Origin of the sequence: Hymenobacter duratus (assembly GCF_014698995.1) — a bacterium.
GTDB lineage: Bacteria > Bacteroidota > Bacteroidia > Cytophagales > Hymenobacteraceae > Hymenobacter > Hymenobacter duratus.
This window is the reverse complement of the sequence record NZ_JACWZZ010000001.1, coordinates 17567-44354: the sequence shown is the minus strand read 5'-3', so window position 1 is coordinate 44354 and position 26788 is coordinate 17567. Positions and strand designations below refer to the sequence as shown.

The 26788-nt window shown below is 62.2% G+C and carries 19 protein-coding genes; 6 read left to right on the top strand and 13 right to left on the bottom strand.

The window, feature by feature from the left end; translation table 11 throughout:
- Positions 1-13: 13 nt before the first annotated feature.
- On the bottom strand, positions 14-871 hold the full coding sequence (gene tatC / locus IC231_RS00190) for a twin-arginine translocase subunit TatC (protein WP_211538787.1): 858 nt from the start codon (positions 869-871) through the stop codon (positions 14-16).
- 140 nt (positions 872-1011) lie between these two features.
- Entirely contained in the window at positions 1012-2307 is a 1296-nt protein-coding gene (locus IC231_RS00185; RefSeq protein ID WP_190782628.1) for a serine hydroxymethyltransferase, read from the bottom strand.
- Here IC231_RS00185 and IC231_RS00180 point away from each other — a divergent pair.
- The gene (locus IC231_RS00180) at positions 2296-2592 is read left to right on the top strand and encodes a hypothetical protein (protein ID WP_190782627.1); all 297 of its coding nucleotides are present in this window, start codon (positions 2296-2298) and stop codon (positions 2590-2592) included. The genes IC231_RS00185 and IC231_RS00180 overlap by 12 nt on opposite strands.
- Entirely contained in the window at positions 2589-4544 is a 1956-nt protein-coding gene (locus tag IC231_RS00175; protein WP_190782626.1) for a vWA domain-containing protein, read from the top strand. Before IC231_RS00180 ends, IC231_RS00175 begins: the two co-directional genes overlap by 4 nt.
- Positions 4545-4789: 245 nt before the next feature.
- Here IC231_RS00175 and IC231_RS00170 read toward each other — a convergent pair whose 3' ends face one another.
- On the bottom strand, positions 4790-5563 hold the full coding sequence (locus tag IC231_RS00170; protein WP_190782625.1) for a porin family protein: 774 nt from the start codon (positions 5561-5563) through the stop codon (positions 4790-4792).
- A gap of 494 nt (positions 5564-6057) precedes the next feature.
- On the opposite strand from IC231_RS00170, the gene IC231_RS00165 reads away from it, so the two are divergent.
- On the top strand, positions 6058-7680 hold the full coding sequence (locus tag IC231_RS00165; protein ID WP_190782624.1) for a vWA domain-containing protein: 1623 nt from the start codon (positions 6058-6060) through the stop codon (positions 7678-7680).
- Positions 7681-7764: 84 nt separating this feature from the next.
- Here the strand turns inward: IC231_RS00165 and IC231_RS00160 are convergent, their stop codons facing one another.
- Positions 7765-8592, bottom strand: a complete 828-nt coding sequence (locus IC231_RS00160; protein WP_190782623.1) for a tetratricopeptide repeat protein — start codon at positions 8590-8592, stop codon at positions 7765-7767.
- Positions 8593-8708: 116 nt separating this feature from the next.
- On the opposite strand from IC231_RS00160, the gene IC231_RS00155 reads away from it, so the two are divergent.
- Entirely contained in the window at positions 8709-10082 is a 1374-nt protein-coding gene (locus IC231_RS00155; RefSeq protein ID WP_190782622.1) for a lysophospholipid acyltransferase family protein, read from the top strand.
- 35 nt (positions 10083-10117) lie between these two features.
- Here IC231_RS00155 and IC231_RS00150 read toward each other — a convergent pair whose 3' ends face one another.
- From IC231_RS00150 to IC231_RS00110, 9 genes are all read right to left on the bottom strand, one after another.
- Positions 10118-10741 (bottom strand): hypothetical protein, encoded by a 624-nt coding sequence (locus IC231_RS00150; RefSeq protein WP_190782621.1) that lies wholly within the window; start codon positions 10739-10741, stop codon positions 10118-10120.
- Between the two features lie 46 nt (positions 10742-10787).
- A complete protein-coding gene (locus tag IC231_RS00145; RefSeq protein ID WP_190782620.1) occupies positions 10788-11396 on the bottom strand; it encodes a hypothetical protein in 609 nt (202 codons plus the stop codon).
- Positions 11396-12214, bottom strand: coding sequence for a metallophosphoesterase family protein (locus IC231_RS00140; RefSeq protein WP_211538785.1), 819 nt, complete (start codon positions 12212-12214; stop codon positions 11396-11398). The genes IC231_RS00145 and IC231_RS00140 overlap by 1 nt, the downstream gene beginning before the upstream one ends.
- A 330-nt stretch (positions 12215-12544) precedes the next feature.
- Positions 12545-14206, bottom strand: a complete 1662-nt coding sequence (locus IC231_RS00135; RefSeq protein WP_190782618.1) for an FAD-dependent oxidoreductase — start codon at positions 14204-14206, stop codon at positions 12545-12547.
- A gap of 60 nt (positions 14207-14266) precedes the next feature.
- Complete coding sequence (locus tag IC231_RS00130; RefSeq protein WP_190782617.1) at positions 14267-15658, bottom strand: sensor histidine kinase; 1392 nt, start codon at positions 15656-15658, stop codon at positions 14267-14269.
- A 158-nt stretch (positions 15659-15816) separates the two neighbouring features.
- Complete coding sequence (locus IC231_RS00125) at positions 15817-19404, bottom strand: S8 family serine peptidase (RefSeq protein WP_190782616.1); 3588 nt, start codon at positions 19402-19404, stop codon at positions 15817-15819.
- 193 nt (positions 19405-19597) lie between these two features.
- A complete protein-coding gene (locus IC231_RS00120) occupies positions 19598-21049 on the bottom strand; it encodes a T9SS type A sorting domain-containing protein (RefSeq protein ID WP_190782615.1) in 1452 nt (483 codons plus the stop codon).
- A gap of 12 nt (positions 21050-21061) precedes the next feature.
- Entirely contained in the window at positions 21062-21760 is a 699-nt protein-coding gene (locus tag IC231_RS00115; RefSeq protein WP_317173241.1) for a phage tail protein, read from the bottom strand.
- A gap of 34 nt (positions 21761-21794) precedes the next feature.
- Entirely contained in the window at positions 21795-23387 is a 1593-nt protein-coding gene (locus IC231_RS00110) for a hypothetical protein (protein WP_190782614.1), read from the bottom strand.
- A gap of 298 nt (positions 23388-23685) precedes the next feature.
- Between IC231_RS00110 and radA the strand changes: the two genes are divergently transcribed.
- Positions 23686-25068 (top strand): DNA repair protein RadA, encoded by a 1383-nt coding sequence (radA, locus tag IC231_RS00105; protein ID WP_190782613.1) that lies wholly within the window; start codon positions 23686-23688, stop codon positions 25066-25068.
- A 192-nt stretch (positions 25069-25260) separates the two neighbouring features.
- On the top strand, positions 25261-26733 hold the full coding sequence (locus tag IC231_RS00100) for a TlpA family protein disulfide reductase (RefSeq protein WP_190782612.1): 1473 nt from the start codon (positions 25261-25263) through the stop codon (positions 26731-26733).
- The last annotated feature ends 55 nt before the right edge of the window (positions 26734-26788 follow it).

Below are 26788 nucleotides of genomic sequence, written 5' to 3'. Positions count from 1 at the left end.
GGGAAGATTTCGGTTACGCGACGCCGTTGTTCTCGGCCAGCCGCTCGTTGAGCTGTTTGGTGCGGTTGCGGCCCACTACAGCCGCTATACTGATGCTGACCTCGTAAAGCAGCACAATCGGAATCGTGACGATGATCTGGGAGGTGATTTCGGGCGGTGTGATGATGGCGGCAATAATGAGCACCACCACAATAGCGTGCTTGCGGTACAGCCGCATAATTTCCGGCGTAATCAGGCCGGCTTTAGCCAAAAAGAACACAATCATCGGCAGCTCAAACACGAAGGCGCACGAAAGTGACATGGTGGTCAGCGTGCTGATGTAGCTCTGCAGGTCAATTTGGTTTTCGATGGTGGCATCCAGCTGATACGAGGCCAGGAAGTTGATGCTCAGCGGCGCGGCGATGTAGTAGCCGAACAGCAGCCCAATGATAAACAGCACCGACACGAAGAACACCGCCCCGCGCGAATTGGCCTGCTCGTGCGGGTACAGGCCCGGCTTCACGAAGCGCCAGATTTCCCAGAACGTGTACGGAAACGCCAACGCCAAGCCTACCACAAACGAGGTGCTGATGTGCATGGTCAGCTGCCCGCTCATCTGGCGGTTTTGCAGATCAAACGACGGCTTGTCCATGTGCAGGCCGGGCAGGCTGAGCCACTCGCCCACTTGGTTGAAGAGGCGGTAGGTCCAGAAATCAGCGCGGGAAGGCCCCAGAATCAGGTCGTGAAACAGGAAGTCCTTGGCCAGAAACGCCGCCGTGGTAAAGACCACAATAGCAATGGCCGCGCGGATGATGTGCCAGCGCAACGCCTCCAGATGGTCGATGAAGGACATTTCCTGGGGTTCGCCCAGCACAGGATGTTCGTTGTTCAAAGCAATGAGTGAATGAAAGAATGAGCGGATGAGAGAATGGTACTGGAGAGCCGGGATGCAAGACGAACGAAAACCAGCCCTTGTGGGATGTTGTTCGCCCGCTTTTCATTCACTCCGCTGCCCATTCCCCACTCACTCGTCTAGTAAGAAAAGAGCGGAAACTGCTGCATCCACTCGTTCACCTGGCCGCGTACGCGCAGCAGGTACGTGTCATCGTCGTGGTGCATGAGCACGTCGTCGATGAGGTCGACGATGCGGGCCATGTCGGTTTCCCGGAGGCCACGGGTCGTGACGGCCGCCGAGCCAATGCGCATGCCGCTGGTCACGAACGGCGACTTGTCATCGAAGGGCACCATGTTCTTGTTGATGGTGATATCGGCCTTGACGAGTGTGTTTTCCGCCAGCTTGCCGGTGAGGCCTTTCGAGCGAAGGTCGATGAGCATGAGGTGGTTGTCGGTACCGCCCGAGATAATCTGGTAGCCCCGGTCAGTAAAGCCTTTGGCCAGTGCCTGGGCATTTTTAATTACCTGGTGGGTATAGTTGGTGTAGGCGTCTGAGAGGCACTCGCCGAACGCGACGGCCTTGGCCCCGATAACGTGTTCCAGCGGGCCGCCCTGCGTGCCGGGAAACACGCCCGAGTCTAGCAGCGCCGACATCATGCGCAGCTCACCTTTCGGGGTTTTTAGGCCGAAGGGATTTTCGAAGTCCTTGCCCAGCATAATGAGGCCGCCGCGCGGGCCGCGCAACGTCTTGTGCGTGGTGGTCGTGACGATGTGGCAATGCTCGAACGGGCTGTTGAGCAGGCCCTTGGCAATGAGGCCGCTGGGGTGCGAAATATCAGCCAGCAGCAGCGCGCCTACCTCGTCGGCTGCTTCGCGCAGGGCCTGGTAGTCCCAGTCGCGGGAGTAGGCCGAGGCCCCGCAGATGATGAGCTTGGGCTGCTCGCGGCGGGCGGTTTCCTTTACTTTCTGGAAGTCGATGAGGCCGGTTTCGGGCTCTACGCCATAGAAGCTGGGCTGGTAGAGCTTGCCGGAGAAGTTGACGGGCGAGCCGTGGGTAAGGTGGCCGCCGTGTGAGAGGTCGAAGCCGAGGATTTTGTCGCCGGGGTTGAGGATGGCCAGCATGACGGCGGCGTTGGCCTGGGCGCCGGAGTGCGGCTGCACGTTCACCCACTCCACCCCGAACAGCTGCTTGGCGCGGTCGATGGCCAATTGCTCAATCTGGTCGACGATTTCGCAGCCGCCGTAGTAGCGCTTGCCGGGCAGGCCCTCGGCGTACTTGTTGGTGAGGATAGAACCCTGGGCCCGCATCACCTGCTCCGAAACGTAGTTTTCGGAGGCAATGAGCTCAATGCCGTGGGTTTGGCGCTCTTTCTCGCGCTGAATCAGGTCGAAAATGGCGGTGTCTTGCACGAGGGCGGGGGCTTGCGTTTCCATACCTTCAAAGGTACGCTACCGGCCGGAACTGCCAAGTACACAGAAAATGGCAGCAGGCAGGCAGTAGGAGCTATCTGGCAAGCGGTGGATGACGTCTGGCAGGCAGTGGATGATGGCTGGCAGGCGGTGGATGATGGCTGGCAGGCGGTGGATGATGGCTGGCAGGCGGTGGATGATGGCTGGCAGGTGGCAGGAGGATTTTTTTCAGGGGCGTGTGGAATTGGGGAAAGGGCGGCATCAAGGGAGTATCAACCCACCAAACCACTTCAGCGGCCTGCCTTATGAAACCCTATCTTCTTCCGCTGCTGGCCCTGGCCGGCACCTTTGCTTTCTGTACTGCTGCCGAAGCGCAGCGCAACCCGACAGAGCCCGTGCGGCCAGCAGCCCTGGCGGATACCATGAGCGTGCACGGGCGCGTGACGGACGCCAGCACCGGCCAGGGCCTGCCCGGCGTAACGGTGCTGGTGAAGGGCACGAGCACCGGCGTGTCCACGAACCACGACGGCAGCTACTCGCTGGCGCTGCCCGGCCAGCACCGGACGCTGGTCTTCAGCTTTATAGGCTATACAACGGTGGAAAAAACGGTGCCTGCCACGCGGGAGTTGAACGTGGCGCTGCGGGCTGACCAAAAGCAGCTGAGCGAAGTGGTGGTGACGGGCGGGGCGTTGCAGGGCAAAGTAGCCGGGGTACACATTGGGCGGAGTGAGCGGGTGAAGGGCGACGCGGCGAAGGCCCGGGTTATGATTCGGGGGGCGAACAGCCAGGCCAGCCAGCCCTACTACCCGGCCCCGCAGCCGGTACCGGGCGAAGGCGAATCGTATGCCAGCATCCAGGAAAACGGCTTTCATTCGACCCGGAAGGACCCGTTGAGTACGTTCAGCATTGACGTGGATGCGGCCAGCTACAGCAACGTGCGGCGCTTTCTGCAGCAGGGCCAGCTGCCCCCGCGCGACGCGGTGCGGGTGGAGGAGATGATCAACTATTTTCAGTACGACTTCCCGCAGCCTACCGGTGCCGACCCGTTTTCGGTGACGACGGAGCTGGCTGGCTGCCCCTGGAACCCGGCGCACCAGCTGGTGCAGGTGGCCCTGCAGGGCCGGCAGGTAGCTACCGATAAGCTCCCGCCCGCTAACCTAGTGTTTCTGGTGGACGTGTCGGGCTCGATGTACGGGGCCGACCGGCTGGGGCTGGTGCAGGCGGGGCTGCGGCTGCTGGTGAAGGAGTTGCGGCCCCAGGACCGGGTGGCGCTGGTGGTGTATGCCGGGGCTGCCGGGCTGGTGCTGCCCCCCACGCCGGGCAGCAAGCGGGGCGAGATTCTGCGGGCCATTGACAACCTGCAGGCCGGCGGCTCTACGGCCGGTGGGGCGGGCCTGCGCCTGGCCTACCAGGTGGCGCGCGACAATTTTCAGAAGGACGGCAACAACCGGGTGGTGCTGGCCACCGACGGCGACTTCAACGTGGGCGAGCAGAGCGACGACGCCATGGAGCGGCTGGTGGTGCAGGAGCGGGAGTCGGGCGTGTTTCTGACGGTGCTGGGCGTGGGCCAGGGCAACCTGCAGGACAAGAAAATGGAGCTGCTGGCCGACAAGGGCAACGGCAACTACGCCTACCTCGACAACCTGGACGAAGCGCGGCGGGTGCTGGTACGGCAGTTCGGGGGCACCTTGTTCACGCTGGCCAAAGACGTGAAGCTGCAGGTGGAATTCAACCCGGCGCGGGTGCGCGAGTACCGCCTCATCGGCTACGAAAACCGCGCCCTGGCTGCCGAGGACTTCAACAATGACCGCAAAGACGCCGGCGAGCTGGGCGCGGGCCACACCGTGACGGCGCTCTACGAGGTGGTGCCGGTAGGCGCGCCAGTCTTGGTAGACAAGCTGAAGTATCAGGCCGGCGCGGCCGAAAAGCCGGCCCCGGTTTCGGCGGATTTGCTGACTGTGAAAATGCGCTACAAAGAGCCGCAGGGCAGCAAAAGCCAGCTGCTGGAGCGCACGTTGCGCGGGCCGGCAATACCCGTGGAACGGGCCTCGGAAAACCTGCGTTTTGCGGCCAGCGTGGCCCAGTTCGGGATGCTGCTGCGCGAGTCGGACTACCGGGGCGAGGCGACCTTTGGAGCCACTGCGAAGCTGGCCGAAACGGCGCGTGGTACGGATGCGGAAGGGTATCGGGCAGAGTTTGTGCGGCTGGTGAAAGCAGCGGAAGGCCTGCGGCCCGGCGCGGAAAGCTACGGGGCGCGTTAGGCAGGAATTACAGGAATTGGGTCAGGTCGGGGGCTTCACTCACCCTCCCGGCGCAGGCACCGGCCGGTTGCAGCGGGTCGGGGCCGGCATGTGTCGTCGGGCCCGGCCTGGCCTTTGGGCTAGGGTATTGAGGTGATGTATACCGCGTTTTTCGGGGAAGTTGTGGAGGAGAGCCGGAAAACGCAAAAGGCCCCGCTGGTTAGCAGCGGGGCCTTTTTAGTGGTTGCACTAGCAGCTTAAAGGTGCTAGAACGAGTAGTTTACTGACGCTTTGATAACGCGGTTGTAGGCGTCGAAGCGGTTGCTCTTGTCGAGCGACGACAGGCCGTAGTCGTAGCCGGCACTCAGGCCAAGGCCGCTGTTGGACTGGTAGCCCAGGCCGCCCGTCACGCTGAAATCGACGGGGCGGAACTGGTCTTTGATGTCGAAATCCTGCTGGTAGGCATCGAAGCCGAGTACGCCGGCTTCCACACGTGCCTTGCCGCTTACCAGAAACGAAGCCTGCGGACCCGCAAACAGGTAGAAACCAGGCACGATATCGACTTTTGCCAGCACCGGCACATCCACGTACGCCATGCGGGAAGTGGCCGTCACGCGGGCATTCAGGAAATCAAACTGCTCAAACGGCAGCGTACCGGTCAGTTTGGTGCCTTTTTCGGAATACAGCACGCCGGGCTCGATGGAGAAGCCGGGTGCCAGCGGCAGCGTGGCGTAGAGGCCGGCATGGAAACCGGTTTTCATGGATTTCGTGACGGCGCCGTTGGTGTAGCCCGCCAGATCCATCACGCTCTGCACGGCGTCGCCGGACCAGTCCGACACGTTTACACCAGCCCGAATGCCGATTTGAGGGCCGCCGGTGCTCTTGGCAGAAGACTTATAGGATGTAACGGGGCGGGCCTGGGCCTTGCCGGTATAGGCCGGCACGCGGTGCGTCTGGACCTGTGCCTGGGCGGCGGTGCCGAAAACTGAAAGCAATAGCGTAGCCGCAGCCAGACGGCCGAAAATTCGTTTCGTATTCATGACGAGGGGTGTTGGAGGTTGGGAGCGGCCGGCCGGGGTGCGCAATTCCGGCGGCGGGCTTGTAATGGGGGTATTTACAAAACCGTGCCAGTTTTTTAGGAAGGGGGTGGTAACGGGTGTCTTCCTGAGCGGAGCGAAGGACCTTCGCTCCGCTGAGTGGTACCAAGGAAAAAATCGGGCGGGCGGGATAAGGTCCTTCGCTCCGCTCAGGATGACAGTGTTAGCCTGCACATCCTCACTTTTTAGCGCGCGGCCGGGTTACATCCGCTGGCCTTGCTGCATAAAGACACACAGGCGGCGCCGCTTGTCTATTCTCTTCACCGAAGGCCCGGCTCACAGAGCCGGCCGCGCTGACTCTGCTAGTTGCGTTGTTTCCGTCGCGAAGGAAACCGAACGGCAGAACTGCCCCACGTAAGGTCGCGAGTTGCGGCGGGCAGCATGTGCAGCGCACTTGTTCGGGTGAGGCTTTTTCATCCTTCACACTTCCTGTCCTGATGAAACTGAACCGCTTGCTGCCCCTGTGCGGGCTGCTGGCTGGCGTGTGGCTATTGCCCGCCTGCCACCAATACTCTACCGAAAACATGGCCGTAACAGAACAGGTGGAAACCGCCGCCGAACCGGCCGCCGCGCCCGATGCCGCCGCCAAAGCCGCCGATACTCCTGCGCCGGAAAGCCGCGAGAACTACGCCGTTATCCACGAAAACCCGTTTCTGGATGCCCGGCGCAACCCGCTAAGCACCTTCGCTATTGACGTGGATAAAGCCTCCTATGCCAATGTGCGCCGCTTTCTGACCCAGGACCGCCAGCTGCCTCCGCCCGATGCCGTGCGGCTGGAAGAGCTGGTGAATTATTTCCCCTACTCGTATCCGCAACCCACCTCCGGGCCGGCCTCGCTGAATGCCGAAGTAGCCGCCTGCCCCTGGAACCCGGCGCACCAGCTGGTATTGGTGGGTGTGCAGGGCAAGCAGGTCTCAACGGAAAACCTGCCGCCCGCCAACTTGGTGTTTCTGCTGGATGTGTCGGGCTCGATGGCCGACTCTGATAAGCTGCCGCTACTGAAAGAATCGTTGCGGGAGCTGGTGCAGAAGGCGCTGCGGCCCCAGGATTATGTGTCGATTGTGGTGTATGCCGGGGCGGCGGGGCTGGTGCTGCCCCCCACGCCGGGCTCCGATTCGGAGACTGTTCTGAAGGCGCTGGATGAGCTGGAAGCTGGCGGGTCCACGGCGGGCGGGCAGGGCCTGCGGCTGGCTTACCAGGTGGCCCGCCAGCATTTCCGGGCCGGCGGCAACAACCGCATCATCCTGGCCACCGATGGCGACTTCAACGTGGGCGAGCAGTCTGACGCCGACATGGAACGGCTCGTAACGCAGGAGCGCGAATCGGGCGTGTTTCTGTCGGTGCTGGGGTTTGGGAGCGGCAACCTGCAGGATAGCTGGATGGAGCTGCTGGCCGACCAAGGCAACGGTAACTATGCCTATATCGACAACTTAGGCGAAGCCCAACGCGTGTTGGTAAGCCAGTTCGGCGGTACGCTGTTCACGCTGGCCAAAGACGTGAAAGTACAGGTCGAGTTCAACCCGGCCCGGGTGCGCGAGTACCGGCTGCTGGGCTACGAAAACCGCCTCTTGGCCGCCGAGGACTTCAACGATGACCGCAAAGATGCCGGCGAGCTGGGCGCGGGCCAGCAGGTAACGGCCCTCTACGAAGTAGTGCCTATGGGTGCGCCGGCCGCTACCACCGCCACCATCGACCCGCTGAAATACCAGCAACCAACCACGGCTGGCCCCGCTACCGCCGGCAACGAACTGCTCACCGTGAAGCTGCGATACCAGGAGCCGCAGGGCAGCCCCAGCCGGCTGCTCACGCTGCCTGTACGCGGCACCCGCTTCGACGAGCCCATTGCGCAAGCCTCGGACAATCTGCGTTTTGCGGCGGCAGTGACCCAGTTTGGCCTGCTGCTGCGCCATTCCAGATACAGCGGCTCTGCCACTTGGCAAAACACCGCTGCGCTGGCCCGAAGCGTAACGGGTCCGGATGCTGACGGCTCTCGGGCTGAGTTTCGGGAGCTGGTGCAGCGCGCAACCGAGCTGAGCAGCGAGGTAGCGGTAGAGCGGTAACGATGTTGAAAGGCTGACTGCAGTTGTCGGGAGCCTGCTGCCTGGTTTTACGCCTGAGCAGCAAGCTCCCGACAGCTATCGGTTTCAGGGCTTCTTCGTCGGCTCGGCTTTTGGGCCAGATGAGCTGATGCCCAGACGTCGCTCCAGTTCGGAGGCCACGAAGTTGGCGTCGTATTTCAGTTCCGGAGTGTCGGCGAGGCGGGCGGCCGTGCGGGCTTCTTCCAGCGCTTTGGTGAGCTTCTTCAGCTCGGTGTAGCTATACGCCAGCTGAAAATGCGCCAGGGCATAATCGGGGCGGAGCTTGATGGCGCGCTGAAAAAGCGGTACGCTTTCGGCAATCCGGGCCTGACTCAGGCGGGCGTAGCCCAGCTTGTAGTAGGAGCTATAGTCGCCCAGGCCGTGCTGGTGCGCAACCGTGTAGTACCGGGCCATCAGCGCATACAGCGTGGCTGGCGACTTGTCGGCTTCGGCGCACTGGCACTGCTCTACCTGGTAGTAGTAGTCGGCCAGGGCCCGGTGAAGCTTGTAGTTGGCCGGATACTGTTTCAGCAGGTTTTTCAGCACCAGCTCCACCGCAAACGGGTACCGGATGGCCGCCCGCGTATACTTGGCCCGCAGCGAGTCGAGCCGCTCCAGCGGTTTCAGGTCCACGAAGCCGAAGCCTTCCAGCTCGCGGCTGCGCAGGTGGTAGTTCAGGGCCAACTCGGTTTGCTGGAGGGCCACAGCCGGCCGGCGGTGCTTGGGGTCGAAGCCGTTGAGCAGCTTCCAGGCCGACTCGTACTGGCGGTCCTGCATCAGCTGGGTGGCTTTGCCAAGCACCTCCTTTTCAGTGGCAGCAGTAGTTTTCGGGGCCTGGCCCTGGCTGGGGAAAACGGCCAGCAGCAGTGCAAAAAGAAAGTAGCAGTAGCGCATATCGGGTTGTATACGGTGCGCCGGGCAGAGGCAGTTGGCGGAAGCCCGGCAATAATTGTGGCAGGCCGGCTGCCCGAATAGTGGTCATCTGTTAAGTTCCACCGTACTTGCTGTCTATGCTCTTCTACACCGTCATGAAGCCCCTCGTGCAGGTTGCCCTGCGCGTGTTCTTCCGTCGCCTCGAAATCCGCCACCGGGACCGGCTCCAGACGCCGGGGCCACTGCTGATGGTGAGCAACCACCCCAACACGCTCATGGACCCGCTGGTAGTGGCCGCCAACCGGCGCCAAGCCATTGCGTTTTTGGCCAAAAGCACGTTTTTTAAGAACCCCGTGTCGAAGGCCGTGCTGACTTCCGGCAACTCTATTCCTATCTATCGGCGCCAGGATGTGGAAACCGGCGCCGAAGCCGTGACGCCCGAAGAGCTGGCGGCCCAGAACGAGGCCACTTTCGGCAAATGCTACGACTACCTGGGCGACGGCGGCACGGTTATGATCTTTCCGGAAGGCACCAGCGTGAGTGAGCGGCGCCTGCGGCCGCTCAAAACCGGAGCCGCCCGCATTGCGCTGGGCGCCGAAGCCCGCCACAATTTCAAGCTGGGGCTGCGGGTGCTGCCGGTGGGCATCAACTACTTCGATCCGCAGCGCTTCCGGTCGGATGTGCTGATCAACGTGGCCCCACCCATCCGGGTGGCTGACTATGCCGCCGCGTACTACCAGGACCCCACCGCCGCCGCCGACCAGCTTACCGAGGATATCCGACGGCACCTGGAGCAGCGCCTCATCATCACGCGCGACGCGGCCGAGGATGAGCTGGTGCAGCAGCTGGAAAGCACGTTTACTGGCCACCTCATCGAGGACGACCCCCGTACGCTCTACGACAATTTCCAGCTCAGCCGCAACCTGCTGCAGGCCGTGGCTTACTTCGAGAAGCACGACCCCGGACACCTGGGCGAAGTCCGGGAGAAGCTGGCGGCTTACCTGAAAAACTTAAAACGCCTGAAAATCAACGATGAAGCCCTGGAGCGCACTGGCCGGGCCGATACCCGGACTACGCGTGCCATCAAGGCCGGGCTACAACTGGCGCTGGGCCTGCCAGTGTATCTGTATGGCGCGCTGAACAACTATCTGCCCTACAAGCTGCCGTCCATGGTAGCCAAACGTGCTACCAAAGAAGTGGAGTTTGTGGCGCCTATCATGCTGGTAGTGGGTATGATAACGTTCAGCCTCGGATACGCGGCCCAGATTTCGCTTGTGCACCATTTCACTCAGGACTGGCGCTGGACGCTACTCTACGGCCTGAGCCTGGCCCCTACCGGCTTCTATGCGCTGTATTATGCCAACAAGCTGGCCAGCCGGCTGCGGCGGTTGCGTGCCCTGCGTCTGTTCCGGCACCAACGTCCCGTTATGGAAAACCTGCTGCGGCAGCGCTCCACCATTCTGAGGCTGCTGAACGAAGCCCGCCAAGCCTATCTGCAGGGCGTACAATAAGCCGCTGCTCTAGGCTCAGCTTAGCCTGCCCGGTTCTACCAAGCTACTTTAGTGCCGAACCCGAGAGTCATAATTTCGGTAAGGGCGGGCGCGTGCTTGTTGGTCGTGTGGCTTAGAAAGTAGAGGTCGTTGGTGCCTAGCTCGGCATAAGCCGCTACTTGCGGTGGCGCCGGCCGCTCAGGCGTGCGGATACCGGCATACGACACTCTCGGCGAAAAAAATACGCCCGTGCGGACTTTGGTAGAAAACCAGTAGTAGTGCTTAGGATACTTGCCGGACTGGTGGCTATCCAGCAGCGTAGCGCCACTGGTATAGTTCACATAGCCTCCAAACGCGGGGCTGGCCCGCCAGCGCTGGCCCAGGCTGGGGTTGATGGGCAGGTAGGTGGTTTTGAACGTGAAAATGGTGAGCGGCTGACCGCTGAAGCGGCGCGGTACGTGGCCTACCAGCACTTCGGGTTCCAGGCGCTGCCCGGCCAGGCGCACTCCCCCGCCAAAGGCTACCATTCCGGCCCCGCCCCCAATCTGCAGGCTCAGAAAAAACGGAACATTGCGGGCGGCCGGAAGGCTGGCTGGTGCGGCATCCTGGGCGGTGACCACCCCGGAGTGCAGCAGCAGCATACCCGCCACGCTCCGGCAAATAGTGGAAAGCTGCTTCATAGCTCAAAATCAGCGGCGTGAGGAAATAGCCTGCCGGGATGCGGTGCTAAAACTCCATCTTCACCCCCAGGCCCAGCGTCAGCAGGTCTAACGGGCTTAGAGATTTATAGTTGGCGTTTGGCACAATGCTGAACAGGTACAAGTCGTTGGTGCCCAGCTCGTAATACGCGGAAATGCGGCGGGAGTGTCCCTGGGGCGAAGGTTGCCGCAGGTAGCTGAGGCGCCCCCCCAACAGCGGCCCCACCCGCGTATCCGTCGAAAACCAGTAGTAGCCTTTGGTGTACTGCCCCATGGCCTCGTCGTTGATGAGGCCATGGGTATAGCTCACATAAACGCCCACCGTGAGAGGCCGGAGCTGCAGCTTTTCGCTGAGCGGAACCGTGAAAGGACTGTAAAGGAACTTGGCCGTGGCAATGGAAAGGGTAGAGCCGGCATACTTCTCGGGGACGTAGCCCAGCAGCAGGTCGGCTTCGGCCCGGTCGCGCCAGAAGCTGTAGCCGGCCCCCACCGCTACCATGCCCATGCCGCCCGCCGTCTGCGCAATCAGGTGGCGTGGCCGGTACCAGGGCAGCGGTTCAGCAGAAGCCGATGTGTTTTCCTGGGCCAGCGCGGTTATGGTGCTTGCCGACAGTAGGGCTGTAACTAGAAACCGCATCAGAACTGGACCTTTTTCAGCCGGAACTGCGGCTTGTCGTCGGCGTCGTTCCACAGCGTCAGAATCACGTACTGATTCTCCTCGAAGGCGTAGGAATTGATATAGGTTACACCGTCACCGAAAGGCTCCCCAATGCTGAAATCGTGGCGGTGCCCGTTCAACTCGAAGGCCAGCTTCGGGGCTTCAGCCAGCATGCGGGTATAGTCGGGCATGAGGTTCTGGTCGAAATCCAGGTCCTGCGGCGGCACATGCGACATGACCACCTGCCGCTTGGCCCCCTGCAGGTCGCTCACCTGCTGCTGCACCCAGGGCAGATCCGGAATGCGGCCGTTGAAGTTGTATTCGCGGCTGTTGGTATCCACCATGATAAACTTGGTGTCGCCGTAGACAAACGAGTAGTTCAAAGGCCCGAAAATGTGCTGGTAGGCGGCGCGGCCGTTGCCCACATGATCGTGGTTGCCGATGACGGTGAGGTAGGGAATGTTGAGCTTGCGCAGGCGCTTATCAACCCAGCGCATCTCGCGGGCCAGCCCAAAATCAGAAATGTCGCCGGCCACAACCATCAATGACAGGCCCGGCTGCTGGTTCACACTCTCCACCAGCGACTCGGCTTGGTCGTAGAAGCGCTGGGAGTCGCCGGTAAATACAAACCTGAGCGTATCGCCGGCAGGCAACGGGTGCTCGGCAAGGCGGTCTAGGTTTTTCTGGGTCAGATTCGTCTGGCTTTCGGGGCCGCGAAAATCACTGGGGCTGAATTCAAGCAGCTCACAGCCGCTGAACAGGAAAGCTGCCGCGGCCGCTACAGAGAGCCGGCGCAAAGGAAGCAAGGTAGAAGAAGGCATAGGGCAGAAACCACATTGGGTGGCACACGGGCCCGCCATACCCGGTAGGCCCACGGGTATATACTAGCCGAGGCAGCTGCTTGTTTTTCAAAAAGCCTGTTTCTACTCCTATACCGACCTTTTCAGCAGGAAACGTTTCCGTCAGGATGTGGCTGTTGATACGTTTGAGGCCAAAATCAATTCCGAAGGCAGGTTGATTTTTTTTTGCGTTTCCGGGGAGATGTAGCTGGCGTTATACCGTAAATCGGCCCGGAGCAACTCATAAGGCTGCCTCCGAGCCGATTTATGTCAATGCTATTGGTCTGTTTATTCGTCGAGATATTGATGGACGAATTTGATGGCCATCGACCCTTCGCCCACCGCCGATGCCACGCGGGCCATAGCGCCGGCCCGGCTGTCGCCGGCCGCGAAAACGCCGGGCACGCAGGTTTCGAGCAGAAACGGCTCCCGGCGGTGTTTCCAGCTGTCGGCGTAGCGCGGATCCGTTACCAGGTCGCGGCCCGTCAGCACGAAGCCTTTGCCGTCGCACAGCACCACGTCGCAGACCCACTCGGTGCTGGGCTTGGCCCCGATGAATACGAACAGCGCCCGCGCCGGCCGCTCAGTCAGTTGCCCGTGGCTTTTCAGCACTACTTTTTCCAGATGATCCTGCCCGCATACTTCCGCTATTTCCGTGAAAGGCAGAATTTCAATGTTGGACGTATTGCCAATCTGCTCAATCAGATACGCCGACATGGAGGCCGCCAGCGAAGCTCCTCGAATGACGATGAACACCTTGCGGGCGTACGTGGCCAGATACATAGCCGCCTGCCCCGCCGAGTTGCCGCCTCCCACAATATACACGTCCTGCTCTTCGCAGGAGCGGGCCTCGGTGCGTGCCGCGCCGTAATACACGCCCGCGCCGCTCAGCCGGTCGATGCCGGGCACTTCCAGCGTGCGGTAGCTCACGCCGGTAGTCAGGACCACGGCCCGGGTGCTCACTTTGCTGCCATCGGTAAGGGTCAGGACCTTATAGCCATCCTGCACGCATAGCTCCGTGACGGCCTGAGGTGCCAGAAACTCGGCGCCGAGGCGCACGGCCTGCGTCCAGGCGCGGTGGGCCAGCTCAGAGCCGCTCAGGCCCGTCGGGAAGCCCAGGTAGTTTTCGATGCGGGAGCTGGTGCCGGCCTGCCCGCCAGGGGTCTGCCGCTCGATAATGAGGGTTTTCAGCCCTTCCGATGCTCCGTATACTGCCGCCGCCAGCCCCGAAGGGCCGGCCCCAATCACCACCACATCATACAGGTCCTGCGAGGCCTGCACATTCAGCCCGATGCGGGTGGCAATATCGGTGGGAGAGGGGCGCGGCAGGGCGGTGCCATCTTCCAGCACCACCACCGGCAGGTCGGCCGCTGTCAGGCTTTTTGCGGCCAGCAGCGCCTGTGCCTCGGGGCTCGTCTCAAAGTCCAGCCACTGATACGCCACCATATAGCCGGCCAGAAAGTCCTTCAGGTCGTGGGACAGCGGCGACCATTGGAACCCCATCAGCCGCACCCCGCGGTACGGCGGGCGGTAGGCACGCTGCCAGGCCGCTAGCAGATCATGGAGCGTGGGATAGAGCAGCTGCTGCGGCGGGTCCCAGGGCTTCATCAGGTAGTGGTCGAGGCGGGCGTTGTTGATGGCCCGGATGGCGGCTTCCGTATCGGCGTAGGCCGTGAGCAACACGCGCTTGGCATCGGGGAAGATAGTGCGGGCTTCGGCCAGCAGCTCCACGCCTTCCATACCGGGCATGCGCTGGTCGGCCAGCACGAGGGCCAGGGTTTCTTCGCGGGCCCGCAGCTCGTGCAGCGTGGCCAGGGCTTCTTCGCCGGAGGCCGCCCGCACTACCCGGTAGTCTTTGCGAAACTCCTGGCGCAGGTCCCGGTCAATGGCATTCAGCACCTGCGGGTCATCATCAACACACAGCAGAATCGGTTTTTTATCGGTGGCCATACCCAGGGAGTGTGGAGTGGAAGACTGTACTGTTGACGGAAAAAGCGGCGTTATTCCCTGCTAGCTGCCGGCCGGCAGCCAAGCACAGAACTCGGTGTGGCCGGGGTCGGAGCGCACTTCCAGCTTGCCGCTGTGGGCTTCCAAGGTACGCAGGGCAATATCGAGGCCGAGGCCGCTGCCTTCGCCGGCAGGTTTGGTAGTGAAGAACGGTTCCAGCACCCGCGGCAGAATATCGGCCGGTATACCGGGACCATTATCGATGACGGACACGTGCACAAAATCCCCGTCGAGCCGAGTGCGGAGCGTGATTTCGCCGCCGGGCGGCAGCGCATCAATGGCGTTGTCGAGGAGATTGGTCCAGACCTGGTTGAGGCTGCTTACCTGCCCGCGCACCCGGGGCAGGTCGGGGGCATAGTCGCGCACGAGCCGGATGTTTTTGGTGCGGAGTTGGTAGCTGAGCATGTTCACGGTGCTGTCGAGGCCGGTGTGCACGTCCAGCGGCGCATACTCTCCGCCCCGGTCCATGTGGCTGTAGGTCTTCACGTTGCCCACCAGCGTGCTGATGCGACTACCGGCTTCCTGCACATCATGAATGAGGCGTAGCGTAGTGAGCTGGGCTTCCAGCCACGCCAGCGCGGCCGGCCGGGCCGGAGCGGGCAGCGGCGCGGCGGCCTGCTCCAGCTGGGCCACCGAGAGGCCCGCCGTCAGCAGCCCATCAGCCAGCTGGTAGGAGTCGGTGACCTGCTGCGCCTCCAGCCAGTCAATCAGCTCGTCTTCCTGGTCGGCACGGGCCAAGCCGGAAAGAGGCGTGCCAGTGGGTGGCGGGGTGTTGGCCAGAGCCATCAGGCCGTTGAGGTGTTCGGGTTCGGGGCAATATCGGAGCAGGCCGCAGAGCAGGTCGGGAGCCGTGTTGACGCGCTGGGCCAGGGCCTCCGCGGCGCGCACAATGGCGGCGGCAGGGTTGTTGAGCTCGTGGGCGAGGCCGGCCGAAAGCTTGCCCAGCGCCCGCAGCTTGTCGTCGCGCTCCTGGCTGCGGGCTTCCAGGCGGGCCCGGTCGCTCATCAGGCCCACAAGTCGCTGCACCAGCTCCGGGCTGACTTGCTCCAGCTCCGGAAACAGCTGGCGGTGCAGCAGAAACACCACCGTGTCGCCGATGGCTATGCCTTGTGCTTTTAGCGTTTGTAGGCGAGAGTAAGGTAGCACCCCGCTGATATGGCCCGCTTCCACCCGGAAAGCCGGCTCACGCTGCCCGTTGCGAATGGCAAAAAACTGCAGCCCGCCCGCCAGCACGGCCATCATGTACTCGGCGGCCGAACCGGGCTCCACTATTACCTCATTCGGGGCAAAAGCGCGCCGCTCACCATGGGCCAGCAGCCAGTCGGTCACCTCCGCAGGCAGGTCGGCGAAGGTGGGCACAATGGCCAGATCGGTGTATGTGAGGGTCGTAGGCATGGCGGTACAAATCAGGACGTAACTAAGGTACTATACAACCAGGGCAATCCTGCTGGCGCGAAGGGCTTTGCAGTCCGCAAGTTCACGGACTCAGTAGCGGGCAAAAAAGAAAGCGCCCCGATAGAGGCGCTTTCCAGTAAGACGAGCAGGAAGGGAAATTACTTTACCACTTTCAGCTGCTGGCTGCCAGCTGGCGTGAGCAGGCGGAGCGTGTAGACGCCGGCCGGCAGTGCGCCGGTGGCCAGCTTGTGCTGCTGGGGCACACCGGTGCGGAGCGTCAGCACCTCGCGGCTTACCTGGCGGCCCAGCGCATCAAGCAGAACCAAGGTGGCCGCGCCGCTGCTTGTAGGTGCCAGCTGCACGTGCAGTTCCTGGCTGAATGGTACCGGATAAGCCCCCACAAGGCCCAGATTGGCATTGCGAGCAGCGGCCGTACCCGTCACGACGGCTGTGCGCAGGCGTACATTGGTCAGATACACGTTGTTGCCATAGTCGTTGATGTTGGCGAAGCGCACCAGAATCCGGGACGGACCGCCGGCGGCCAGTAGGCTGGAGAGGTCCACGGTTTCCTGGCGCCAGTCGGCGGGGCTGCTCGGGGCCCACTGCGAGGTCTGGAAACCGGTGACAGTGGCCAGCGCCGTGCCGCGCTTCAGGTAGCCCGTAGGCTGGAACGTAGCGCCGCAGTCAGTGCTTACATCCACCCGGATACCGTCGAAATACGTGGCGCTATAGGCGGCGTAGGCTACCCAGAAGTTGAGCTGCAGACTGTTGGTGCCGGTTGGGCGGCCGCTCAGGTCCAGGGGAGGCGTAACGAGGTAGTCCTCAGCGCCGCGCACGTTGTCGGAGTAGTCTTCCACCATGGGCACAGGGCGCAACAGCGTATCCGGGCCCATAATGCTCTGGGCGCTCAGCTGCCAGGTGAAGTTGGAGCTGGGGTTCTGGACCTCCCAGCCGGCGGGCGGGAACGTGCTGGTCGTGAAGTTCTGGGCCAACGGCAGCGCCTGTCCGTTCGTGACGGTAATCAGGGCGCTTTGCGTGAGCGTAGTGGGGCCGTAGCTATTGCTGGCCAGCAGGGTTACGCTATAGGTACCGGGCGTGCTGAACTGCACCTGCGGGTTTTGCGAGGCGGCAGTGGTGCCTCCCACAAACGTTACGCCCGTGCTGGGCGTGATGCTCCAGGCCCAGGTAGTCGGCTGCGACTGGCTTCGGTCAGTGAGGGTAATGGGTATGCCGGGGCACACCAGCGTGCGGCTGGCCTGGAAGGCAATGAGTGGCGGGCCGGGGCAGTTGTTGAGCAGGGCCGGCTGGTTCAGGGCCCGCGTACGGCGGCCACGCAACCCATCCGACGCCCGAATAGGCTGGATGCTGTACCACTGCTCGGCACCGGCACCCACACCGGTCAGCACCACAGAAGTGCGCGTCACGGTCGTTACAGAATCCATGTACTCGGCGCCCAGCTTATATACCACATAGGCCGAGGCTGTTGTAAGAGTGTCCCATTGCAGCTTCACGGTATTCTGGCACACGTAGCCCAGGCGCAGGTTGCCGGGCAGCGGCGAAATAGTAAGCGGCACCACTGATTGGCTGCTGGCACTGCCGCGGGTCACGCGCACTTTCACGCGGCCTGAGGCCACACCAGCTGGCACGGTCCAGTCGAAATGACGGGCGGTGGCGGCCACAGCAGGCGCAATGGGCAGCCAGGTAGCTCCGTTGTCGGTGGTGTAGTCCAGCGCAAAAGTGCCAGTGCCAGTGGGAGCATCCCAGCGTAGTACTTCGGCTTCGCCGGGCACAAATCCTTCTCCACCCAGCGGGTAGGTCAGCTCCACGCCATCCTCGATGTAGCTGTATACCAGATAGTACGTCTGCGGACCTTGCGGTACGGCTGCGCCGCGCACGGTTACGGTATAGGTGCCGGCCGGAGTTTCATCCAGCGTCACCTGCTCCACGTTGTTGATGGAGTCGCGGGCCCGGATGGCGTTGGCATTAAGCTGGGCCACAGTGGGCCGGTGGTCGAGCACCCAGGGCAGGTAGCTGGTGCCATTGGGCGCGGCCACCTGCATGTTCAGGTCATTTACAAGGTTGGAAGTGGAATTGACAGCCGCCTCGTAATCGTGCCAGTACACCATCACCCGAAACTGCTTTTTGCCGGCAGGCACCGCAATAGTGTGGGTTTTGGTCTGGCCCGTGGTCAGGGAATCCTTCAGATAGGTGCGTTGCTCCAGCACCCGCACGGCGCGCAGCGCATTCACGCGGCCGTAGCCAAAGCGGAAGTCGGGGCCGGGGTTGCCGAGGTCTTCGGCAGTATTCATGAGGGCCGCTTTCAGCAGCGCCGTAGGAGCTTCCTGCTGGGTGTTGAGCGAACGGTACGCCTGCACCAACTGAGCCGTAACGCCCGCTACACCGGGGCAGGCCATGCTGGTGCCCGTAAATACGGCGTAGGTATTAGGGTCGACGGTAGAGGTGACGCTGGTACCCACGGCGCATACGTCGGGCTTGATGCGGCCGTCTTTGGCCGGCCCACGGCTGCTGCTGCCGGCCAGGGCATCAGTATACAGCACGTTGCCCACGGTCATGACGTTCTTGCCCATCTTGTGGCCGCCCGTGATGTTGCCCCAGCCCGCGCCTGCGCCGTAGCCGAAGTCAGACGTCCCCGAATTACCCGACGAAAACACGTGCAGCAGATAGGGCCGCTGACGTGTCTGCTGGTCCATGGTGCGCGTGAAGCTGGTGTAGCCCGCGTTGTTGCCGTCGCCGTAGCTGGAGTTGGTCACGCGCATGCGCCGGGCGCCGGCGTATGCCGTGGGCGTGTTGTTGAGGTTGCCAGGGTAGGAGTAGTATAGGTTGAAGGCCGCCGTAGCGTTGCCGCGCACCCGTGGGTCCATGTTGCCGGCCCCCATAATAATGCCGGCCACATGGTCGCCGTGGTTGCCTTGGCTGGCCCCGGCGGCACTTTGGTCGAAGCGGCCTTGGTAATCGATGTGCGGCCCGATGCGGCCGTCGTCGCCATGGCCTACGGTCACGCCGCGCCCGTCGTAGTGGCGGCCGGCGCCGTAGTCGGTGCTGATGGCGTTGGCGCGGTGGTCGGTACGGCCCCGGAAGTTTTCGGGCTCAGCGGGTGGCGTAGCAGGCTCCACGGCACTCACCCAGGGCAGCGCCGCAATGCGAGCAATATCGGCTGCGCGGCATAGTACCCGCAGCTGCTGGTCGAACATCGGCTTGCCGGCTTCCTGCCACTCCGTCTGGCGCAGGGCCTGGGCCGCTTGGCTGGGCGTGATGGTGGCATAATACTGCACGTTCACCTCCACTAAGCTGCCCCGCCGCATGTGGTCCGGAATAACGTTGCGGGCTAGGTCGCCGGCCAGCTTCCAGGTGGGCGCTACGGGTTGCACACTCCGTAGCCCGAGCCCTGCCAGCCGTTGGTGGCTGAGCGTAGCGGGCAGCGAAGCCGTCCAGGCGTTGCGGGGCAGGTAATCGAAAAGGCGCACGCCAGCGGCCGCCAAGGCAGCTTTTTGGGCGGCGGTAGGCAACTGCTCAAACTGCAACACCCGAAACACCTGGCCCTGCCACGCGTCAGAAGGAGCGGTGGCAGGCTGCTGGAGCCATTCGGTGCCGTTGGGAACTGGGGTTACCGGGCCCGAGGCCAACTGCAGGGCGTAGCGGCCGGCGGGCTGGGCCGGCTGGGCCGAAGCCAGCAGCGGAGCCAGTCCCAGCAGGGCCGCCAGCCCCAGGGAGTGAAGGTGTTTCATGCAGAAAGCAGGAGTAGAGGTTGGGTTCAGATGGAGATAGAATGAAGCGTGGCAGGAAGATACACAAGCGCGGGCAGGTTTGGCGCGGGATACGTCAGCATATCAGAATATTGTCGTGATAATGGTGGCGAAGCCCAACAAAAAAAGCGCCTCCATGCAGGAGGCGCTTTCTAATAGCTTGTAATAGCGGCAATTACTCGCGCACCAGCTTCACAACCTGTTGCTGGCCGGCCTGCTGCACACTCAGCAGGTAGAGGCCGGCGGGCAGCTCGGCGGCGCGGGAGAGGGGCTGCTCATTCCAGCCGGCCTGTACGGCTCGCGTTTCCTGCCACAGCACCCGGCCCGTGGCCTCATGCACCTTCAGCGTTACGAAGCCGGCCTCCAGTGCCTGCACGCGCAGCGTGAGCTTGCCAGCGTGGTGCGGGTTGGGGAAGGTTTCGGCCAGCAGCTTCGGAGTAGCGCCGGGCACCTGCACCGTCCGGACAGGCGAGAGGGTTTCGGTGCCATCCTGGTCGACCTGGCGGAGGCGGTAGTATACCGGGCTGGCCTGGTAGCGGGCTAGGTTAAGGTCCAGCAGGCGGTAGTCGTGGCGCTGGGAGGTGGTGCCGTGGCCCTGCACCTGCCCGATGCGGCGGAAGGTGCTACCGTCGGCGCTGGCCTCCACCTCAAACCGGTCATTGTTTTTCTCCGAGGCCGTAGCCCAGCGCAGCAGGCCGTCGTCGCCCTGGCGCTCTGCTGTGAACTCAATCAACTCCACTGGCAGCGGGTTGGCGGCGTTGCTCACCGTAAGCACGCCCAGCACGGCTGTGCTGAACGAGAAGGTGCGGTTAGTGGCCGTAGTGGCAGCTGCGGCCTGTGCGCCGGCTTTGGCCCAGGTGGTAGCGCTGGTAGCTCGCCACGCCTGCGCCTGGGCAAAGCTGCTCAGGTTGTGGTCGTTTTCGGGAAGCCAGCTTAGCACCACGGCTACTGCAGAGTTAGGGTTGTTGCTGCTCGTGATGCTCCAGATCCGGTCGATGCCTTGTAGCGCGGGCAGGGCGTTGTTCTGGCCGTAGCTCACGTTGGGCAGCAGCAGTCCGGCTGTGCGTTTCACGGTTACGGTACCGATGTTGTTGCCGGGGTTGAGCGTGGCGCCGTTACCGAAGTCGGTCGTGCTGTTGACGCCGGTGCGCGTCACCTGCAGGTTGCCTTGCACGTAGCGACCGGGCGCTTCGCCGGTTACGGTAGCGGTGCTGGGCAGGCTGATGGTAGCGGCCACAGCAGTCCGGACCATGCCGCTCGTGAGCGTGAGCTGCTGCGTGATGGGCAGGTCCGTGGGCACGCTCACCACGTTCTGGCCGGCCGCGCCGGTATTGGCCGCTTCCAGCTGCGCGAGGCTGGCCCCGCCGGGGCTCAGGGTTTGGTTGGTGGTGCCCACTAGGCGCACCAGCCCAGCTGAGGTAAGCGTGCCGGCGTTGGTTAGGTCGCCGCCTACCTGCGTGGTGCCGGCATTCGAGAATGTGCTGCCCGCCTTATTGTCGAGCGTGCCGGATACGTAGAGCGTTGCGCCGGCCTGCACCGCCACAATGCCGCCGTTGTTGGTCAGCCCCTGAGCGGCCAGCGGGCCGGCTGCTAGGCTTAGGATCAATGATGAGTAGAGTGGCTTCATAGAGATAAAGCCTTAATTCCGGGACGGATAGATGCCTTCCAGCGCAATGCAGAAATTAATGCATTGATAGGGGGGCATATTGTCGTGCGGCTGGCTGCCGCCGGCAGCGTTGGTTGAGCCGCCGGCCAGTGTAGCGTTAGAACTGACGCCGGTAGCGTACTGTGCGCCCCCGGCACCATCATTGGCCAGCAGGGCCCCGCTGGGGTTGTTGGTGTTGCCGGGACTGGTAGTAGCCGCGGCACCGCCCATAGTGTGGTTGTGGAGCGGCATCTGATTGATAGTCAGCGTCACATTCTCAACGCCGGCTCTTTCGCCCAGGTTGTGCGGGCTCAGCCCCGGGCCCTGGCCTGCGTGCATGGGAAACCGGCCGCGCAGGTCGGGTAGGGCAAAGGTGGTCTGGCCATTGCCGCCGTATGTCGTCCCCAGAAGAGAGAAGAGGGCGGTGTTTTGCGCAATTGCCAAAATCTGGCCATCACAGAAGGCGTAGCCCCTGGGCGGAAAATTGCCGGCAAACATGATGATTTCGCCAATGTAAACGTACTCGCCCTGCACCGAGGCCGTGCCACGGGTGCCGGCGGCGGCAGTACCCGCCAGCAGGCTGCCCCCAATGAGGGCGCCGAGGCGCTTGAGCCAGCCGCGGCGCTCGGGCTCGGCCTGGGGAGCATGGCTGGAAGCCGGTACGATGCCGGCGGGAGTAGCAATTAGTCTCATGTAAGTAGAGAGGAAAAGTCGGGAGGAGGAAAGATTAGTTGACGCGGAACCAGCCGTTGGTGCTGCCATTCACGATGTACACGAACTGCGCCGCGAAATTGGGCAACAGGTTGCCTGTGCCGCTCGTGCTGATCAAACTCACGGCCTGCGCATCGAGGTTGGTGACCAGCAGCGTCTGGCCGTTGGTGCCGGCGCCCAGCGTAATGGTGCCGTTGCTGACGTTGGTGTTGTCTGTCAGAATCACGACGCCCGTGGTAGGAGCCAGGGCTGCGTTGCCGGTGCTGGGAACGGCCAGGGTGCTGGTCGTCTGGATGTTGGTGGCTGTGGTGCTGGCCGCCGGAGTCTGCCACGTGGCCAGGCCGCTGCCGTCGGAGGTCAGAACTTTGCCCGCGCCGGGTGCGCCGCCCGTAATCTTCACCTGGCCGGCTACTTCCAGCTTCGCGCCGGGGTTGGTGGTGCCAAGGCCCAAGTTGCCGTTGTTCAGGAAACGCGCCCATTCGGTTACGGCATTCGCCTGCGTTGCGCTACCAAACCGGATGCCCGCGTTGGCTCCGCCCAGGCCCTGCTGGTTCAGCAGCCAGGTTTCGCCGTCGCCGTTGGTGCGGTTCCACTGCAGAAACGCGCCCTGCTTGCTGATGGCATTGAACGTGGCGGCCGAAATGCCCCCGTTTACTTCCAGTGCCTGCGCCGGGCTCGTGACGCCAATACCGACGTTGCCGTTGGGCAGCAGGCGCATTACGTCGCGGTAGTTCTGGGTGGGGTCGCCGTAGCTGCCCTGGCTACCGCTGCCTACGCGCAGGGCCAGTCCGTTTTCAGCGCCACCAGCATTCATAAAGGCTGTGCCTCCGTCGTGGGTGAAGTAGAGGTGGTCCCAGGCGGCCCCGTTGCGCATGCCCAGCGAACCAAGGGCGTCTAGGGTGAGGGCCGGCGTGGTGCCAATACCCAGGCGGCCTTCCTGGCTCAGGGTCATGAAGGTGGTGTTGCGGGCAGAGGTAGCATCATAGCTCACCCACTGAAACTGCTTGCCGCCTATGGCCGGTACCCCAAACGTGAGCGTGTTGGCTTCCATAAACACGCCCCAGCGGCCCAGGCCGTTGTAAGCCCCCGAGGTAAACTTGTCCCAGCCGCGCGTAATGAGCGGTGCATCGGCCTGGTTTAGCACAATGCCTTTGGCCGAGGTGGCGAACTGCGTGCCGTCGATGTCGAGGCGGAGCTTCTCCGTGTTGTTGGTGCGCAGCACAAGGTCCTGCGCGTTGGTCGTGCCCAGAAAGTCGGTGGCTGGATTGGTGCCGGCATTGCCGGCGCGCAGCCAGCTTTGGGCGCCCGTGCCCGAGCCAATGCCTAGCGGCAGCCATTGTCCACTCTGAAAGTACCAGAAGCCCGGCTGCGTGCCGTTGGTCTGGTACACGAGCATGCCCTGGCTGGTGGTAGTAAGGGCCGTGCGCTGGGCTTCCGTCAGGCGCGGTACCAGCAGACCCTTGTTGGCGCCCGTACCCGCCGAAATGTCGAGGGCGGCGTTAGCATCGGGGGTGGCGGTGCCTACGCCTACGGCCCCGGTCTGAGCCTGCGCCGTAAGAGCCAGTCCGCTGAGGCCAAACCCCAGCAACAGACGGTAAGAGTGTTTCATGTATACAGAATGAAAGGAAGAGGAATTAGCGAACAAATATACCGGGAATCTGAGATGCTACATATTTATATTGAAATTTTGCTATAAAACGCATCTGCCGCCAGATAAATGGGGCTGCGAGTTGTGCGCCGCCGCTCAGTTACTCACGCGGCCCGAGCCACTGTCCAACCCCCGCCCGCCGGCCTTTGGCCCCGCCACGACCCGATTAAAAAGCCGCGCCGAAACGGCTAAAAACCCCGTTCTTGCCAAACTTTTTAGCAGCCGGAAGCATTACCATCTTTTATCCCAACCTCTGAGAATGGCTAAGCTCAAAACTCTCTATTTCTGCCAGAACTGTGGCGCCCAAAGTGCCAAATGGATAGGACGCTGCCCCAGCTGTGGCGAGTGGAATACCTACGTGGAAGAAGTTATCCAGAAGGAAGACACCAAGGTGGCCGGCGCCTGGAAAGCATCTACCACGGTAGGCACCACCAAAGCCGCCAAGCCCCGGGTCATCAGCGAGATTCACTTTGAAGAGGAGTCGCGCTTTGATACCAACGACGGCGAACTGAACCGGGTGCTGGGTGGCGGGCTGGTGCCAGGCTCTTTGGTGCTCATCGGCGGCGAGCCGGGCATCGGTAAAAGCACGCTCATGCTCCAGATTGCCATGAGCCTCACCCAGATGAAGGTGCTCTACATTTCGGGCGAAGAGAGTGAGCAGCAGATAAAGATGCGGGCTGAGCGGCTGGGTGAGCAACACCCCAACTGCTACATCCTCACCGAAACCAACACCCAGAATATCTTCAAGCAGATTGACGCGCTGCAGCCCAATGTCGTTATCGTCGATTCTATCCAGACGCTGCATTCGGGCTTGGTAGAGGCCGGCGCCGGGTCGGTGAGCCAGGTGCGCGAGTGCACCACCGAGCTGCTCAAGTACGCCAAGGAAACCAGCGTGCCGGTGCTGCTCATCGGCCATATTACAAAGGATGGCTCCATTGCCGGCCCCAAAATTCTGGAGCACATGGTGGATACGGTGCTGCAGTTTGAGGGCGACCGGCACCTGAGCTACCGCATTCTGCGCACCATCAAGAACCGGTTTGGCTCTACCTCCGAGCTGGGCATCTACGAAATGCAGGGTACGGGCCTGCGGCAGGTGAGCAACCCCTCCGAAATTCTGCTCAGCCAGCGCTCCGAAAGCCTGAGCGGTATGGCCATCGGGGCCACGCTGGAAGGCAACCGGCCGCTGCTGGTGGAGGTGCAGGCCCTCGTGACGCCCGCCACCTATGGCACGCCCCAGCGCAGCTCTACTGGCTTCGATACCAAACGATTGCAGATGCTGCTGGCCGTGCTGGAAAAGCGCAGCGGCCTGCGCCTGGGCCAGCACGACGTATTCCTGAACATTGCCGGCGGCCTGCGCCTCGACGACCCTGCTTTGGACCTGGCCGTGTGCGCCGCTGTGGTCAGCTCCCTGAACGATGTCGCTATTCGCGGGGAGGTATGCTTGGCCGCAGAAGTGGGCCTGAGCGGCGAAATCAGGGCTGTGAGCCGCCTCGACCAGCGCCTGAGTGAAGCTGAGAAGCTTGGCTTTGCTGAAATGTACATCTCGCAGTTCAACGCCCGCGGCCTCGATCTGGCCCGTTACGGCATCCGGGTGCAGCCGGCGGGGAGGCTGGATGAAGTATTGGAGGGTTTGTTTGGATAATACCTGCAAAAGCTAGCCGGCGAGTGGCGGGTACGAAAAAAAGGGAGCAAATGGATTGGACTATCACAACCTAAAAGCCGTATCTTCGGTACAGGAATTGACTTTTACCGCGAATGATGTGAAGAGGTGCATATATCCTCCGGGCGTTTTCGCGGCAGTTTCTGACGCTATCTGCCTGAACTACTTGCTCCGATGTCGTACTCTATTCGTTTTCTTTCCGGGTGGCTTCTGGCCGCTGGCCTGACGGCCCTGTCTTCAGCAGCGTTGGCTCAGGGCACCGTAACCCTGACGGGCAAGGTAAGCGGCCGAACGAATGATACGGTGGCCGTATCGGTGCGCGAGAATCCGCTCGACCTCAAGGAGCAGATTACGTATGCCCGCCTCGACGACAAAGGCGAGTTCCGGATGGCGCTGAAGCTCGACGGTCCTGCCCGCGCCGACCTAGTATATGGGGACGACGTCGCCGACCTGTTTCTAGAGCCCGGCGACGCGCTTGAAATCCGCTTCCGAGGCAGCGACCTGCCCGGTTCGGTACGCTACAAAGGCCGAGGCGCGGAAGCCAATACCTACCTCTCGGATCTGGATGAGCAGTTTATCGAAAACGACGGCTTTCAGGTGCTGCCCGACAACATCATGCTGTATGAGGCTGGTTTTGTGTCGTTTCTGGAGTACCGCCGCAAGGAGGAGCAGAAGTTTCTGAAGAATGCCGTCGAGGATAACAAGTTCAGCGACGCTTTCCGCAAATACGCACAGGCCGAAATTGACTACAGCTACGCCAACGACAAGCTGACCTTTCAGGACCTGCGTGAGCAGGTAGTAGCCACCGAGGGCCGCCTGAAAATGTCGCCTTCGTACTACGAGTTTCTCAACGACAAGAGCATCGTCAATAACGAGGCGGCGATGCAGAGCGAGATGTACCAGGAGTTTTTGCTCAACTACATCCACCACCTGGCCACGGCGGCCGGCAAGCAGCGCTCCGACCCCGACTTCTACCGGGTGTGCTACGACATGGCCAAGAACCAGCTTAGTGGCGGTGTGCGGCCTATCATTATGGGTCGCGTACTGCAGGAGTCGTTCCGGTTCGGGCACGTGCGGCAGTCGGAGGCCATGCTGGCCGACTACAAAAACGTCGACAGTAAGAACCGCTACACGCCGGTACTGCGCCAGGATTTCGAAACGCACAAGGCCTTTGCTATCGGCTCGATGGCGCCCGATTTCAAGCTGACGACTGCTAAAGGGGACACCATCAGCCTCCAAAACTTCCGAGGCAAGCTGGTATACATCAACTTCTGGCGCACTACCAGCGGCCTGAGCCTGCGCGACCTGCCGTATGCCGCTGATTTGGCCAAGAAGTTTGAGGACAAAAACATCGTATTCCTCAACATTGCCCTTGATGAAAATGAAGGCGCCTGGAAACAACTGGTAGTAAGCAAGCGGCTGCCCGGCGTGCATGTACGCGCCGTAGGGGGCCTGCGCGCTCCGGTTGCCCGAGCGTATGCACTAGAAGATGTGCCAGCCTATTTTCTGCTGGCTGAGGACGGTACCTTTCTGAATACCAAGCCGAAGCGCCTGAGCAGCCGCGCGGCCGTCGATGAAATCAAGCAGTCTTTCGGCAAGGCCAGCACCTACACCAGCCTGCTGACTTCGGAAGCCACAGCCAAGTAAAAGCAGTTGCTGCAACCAGAATAATGAAAGCGCCTCCCGAAACATCGGGGGGCGT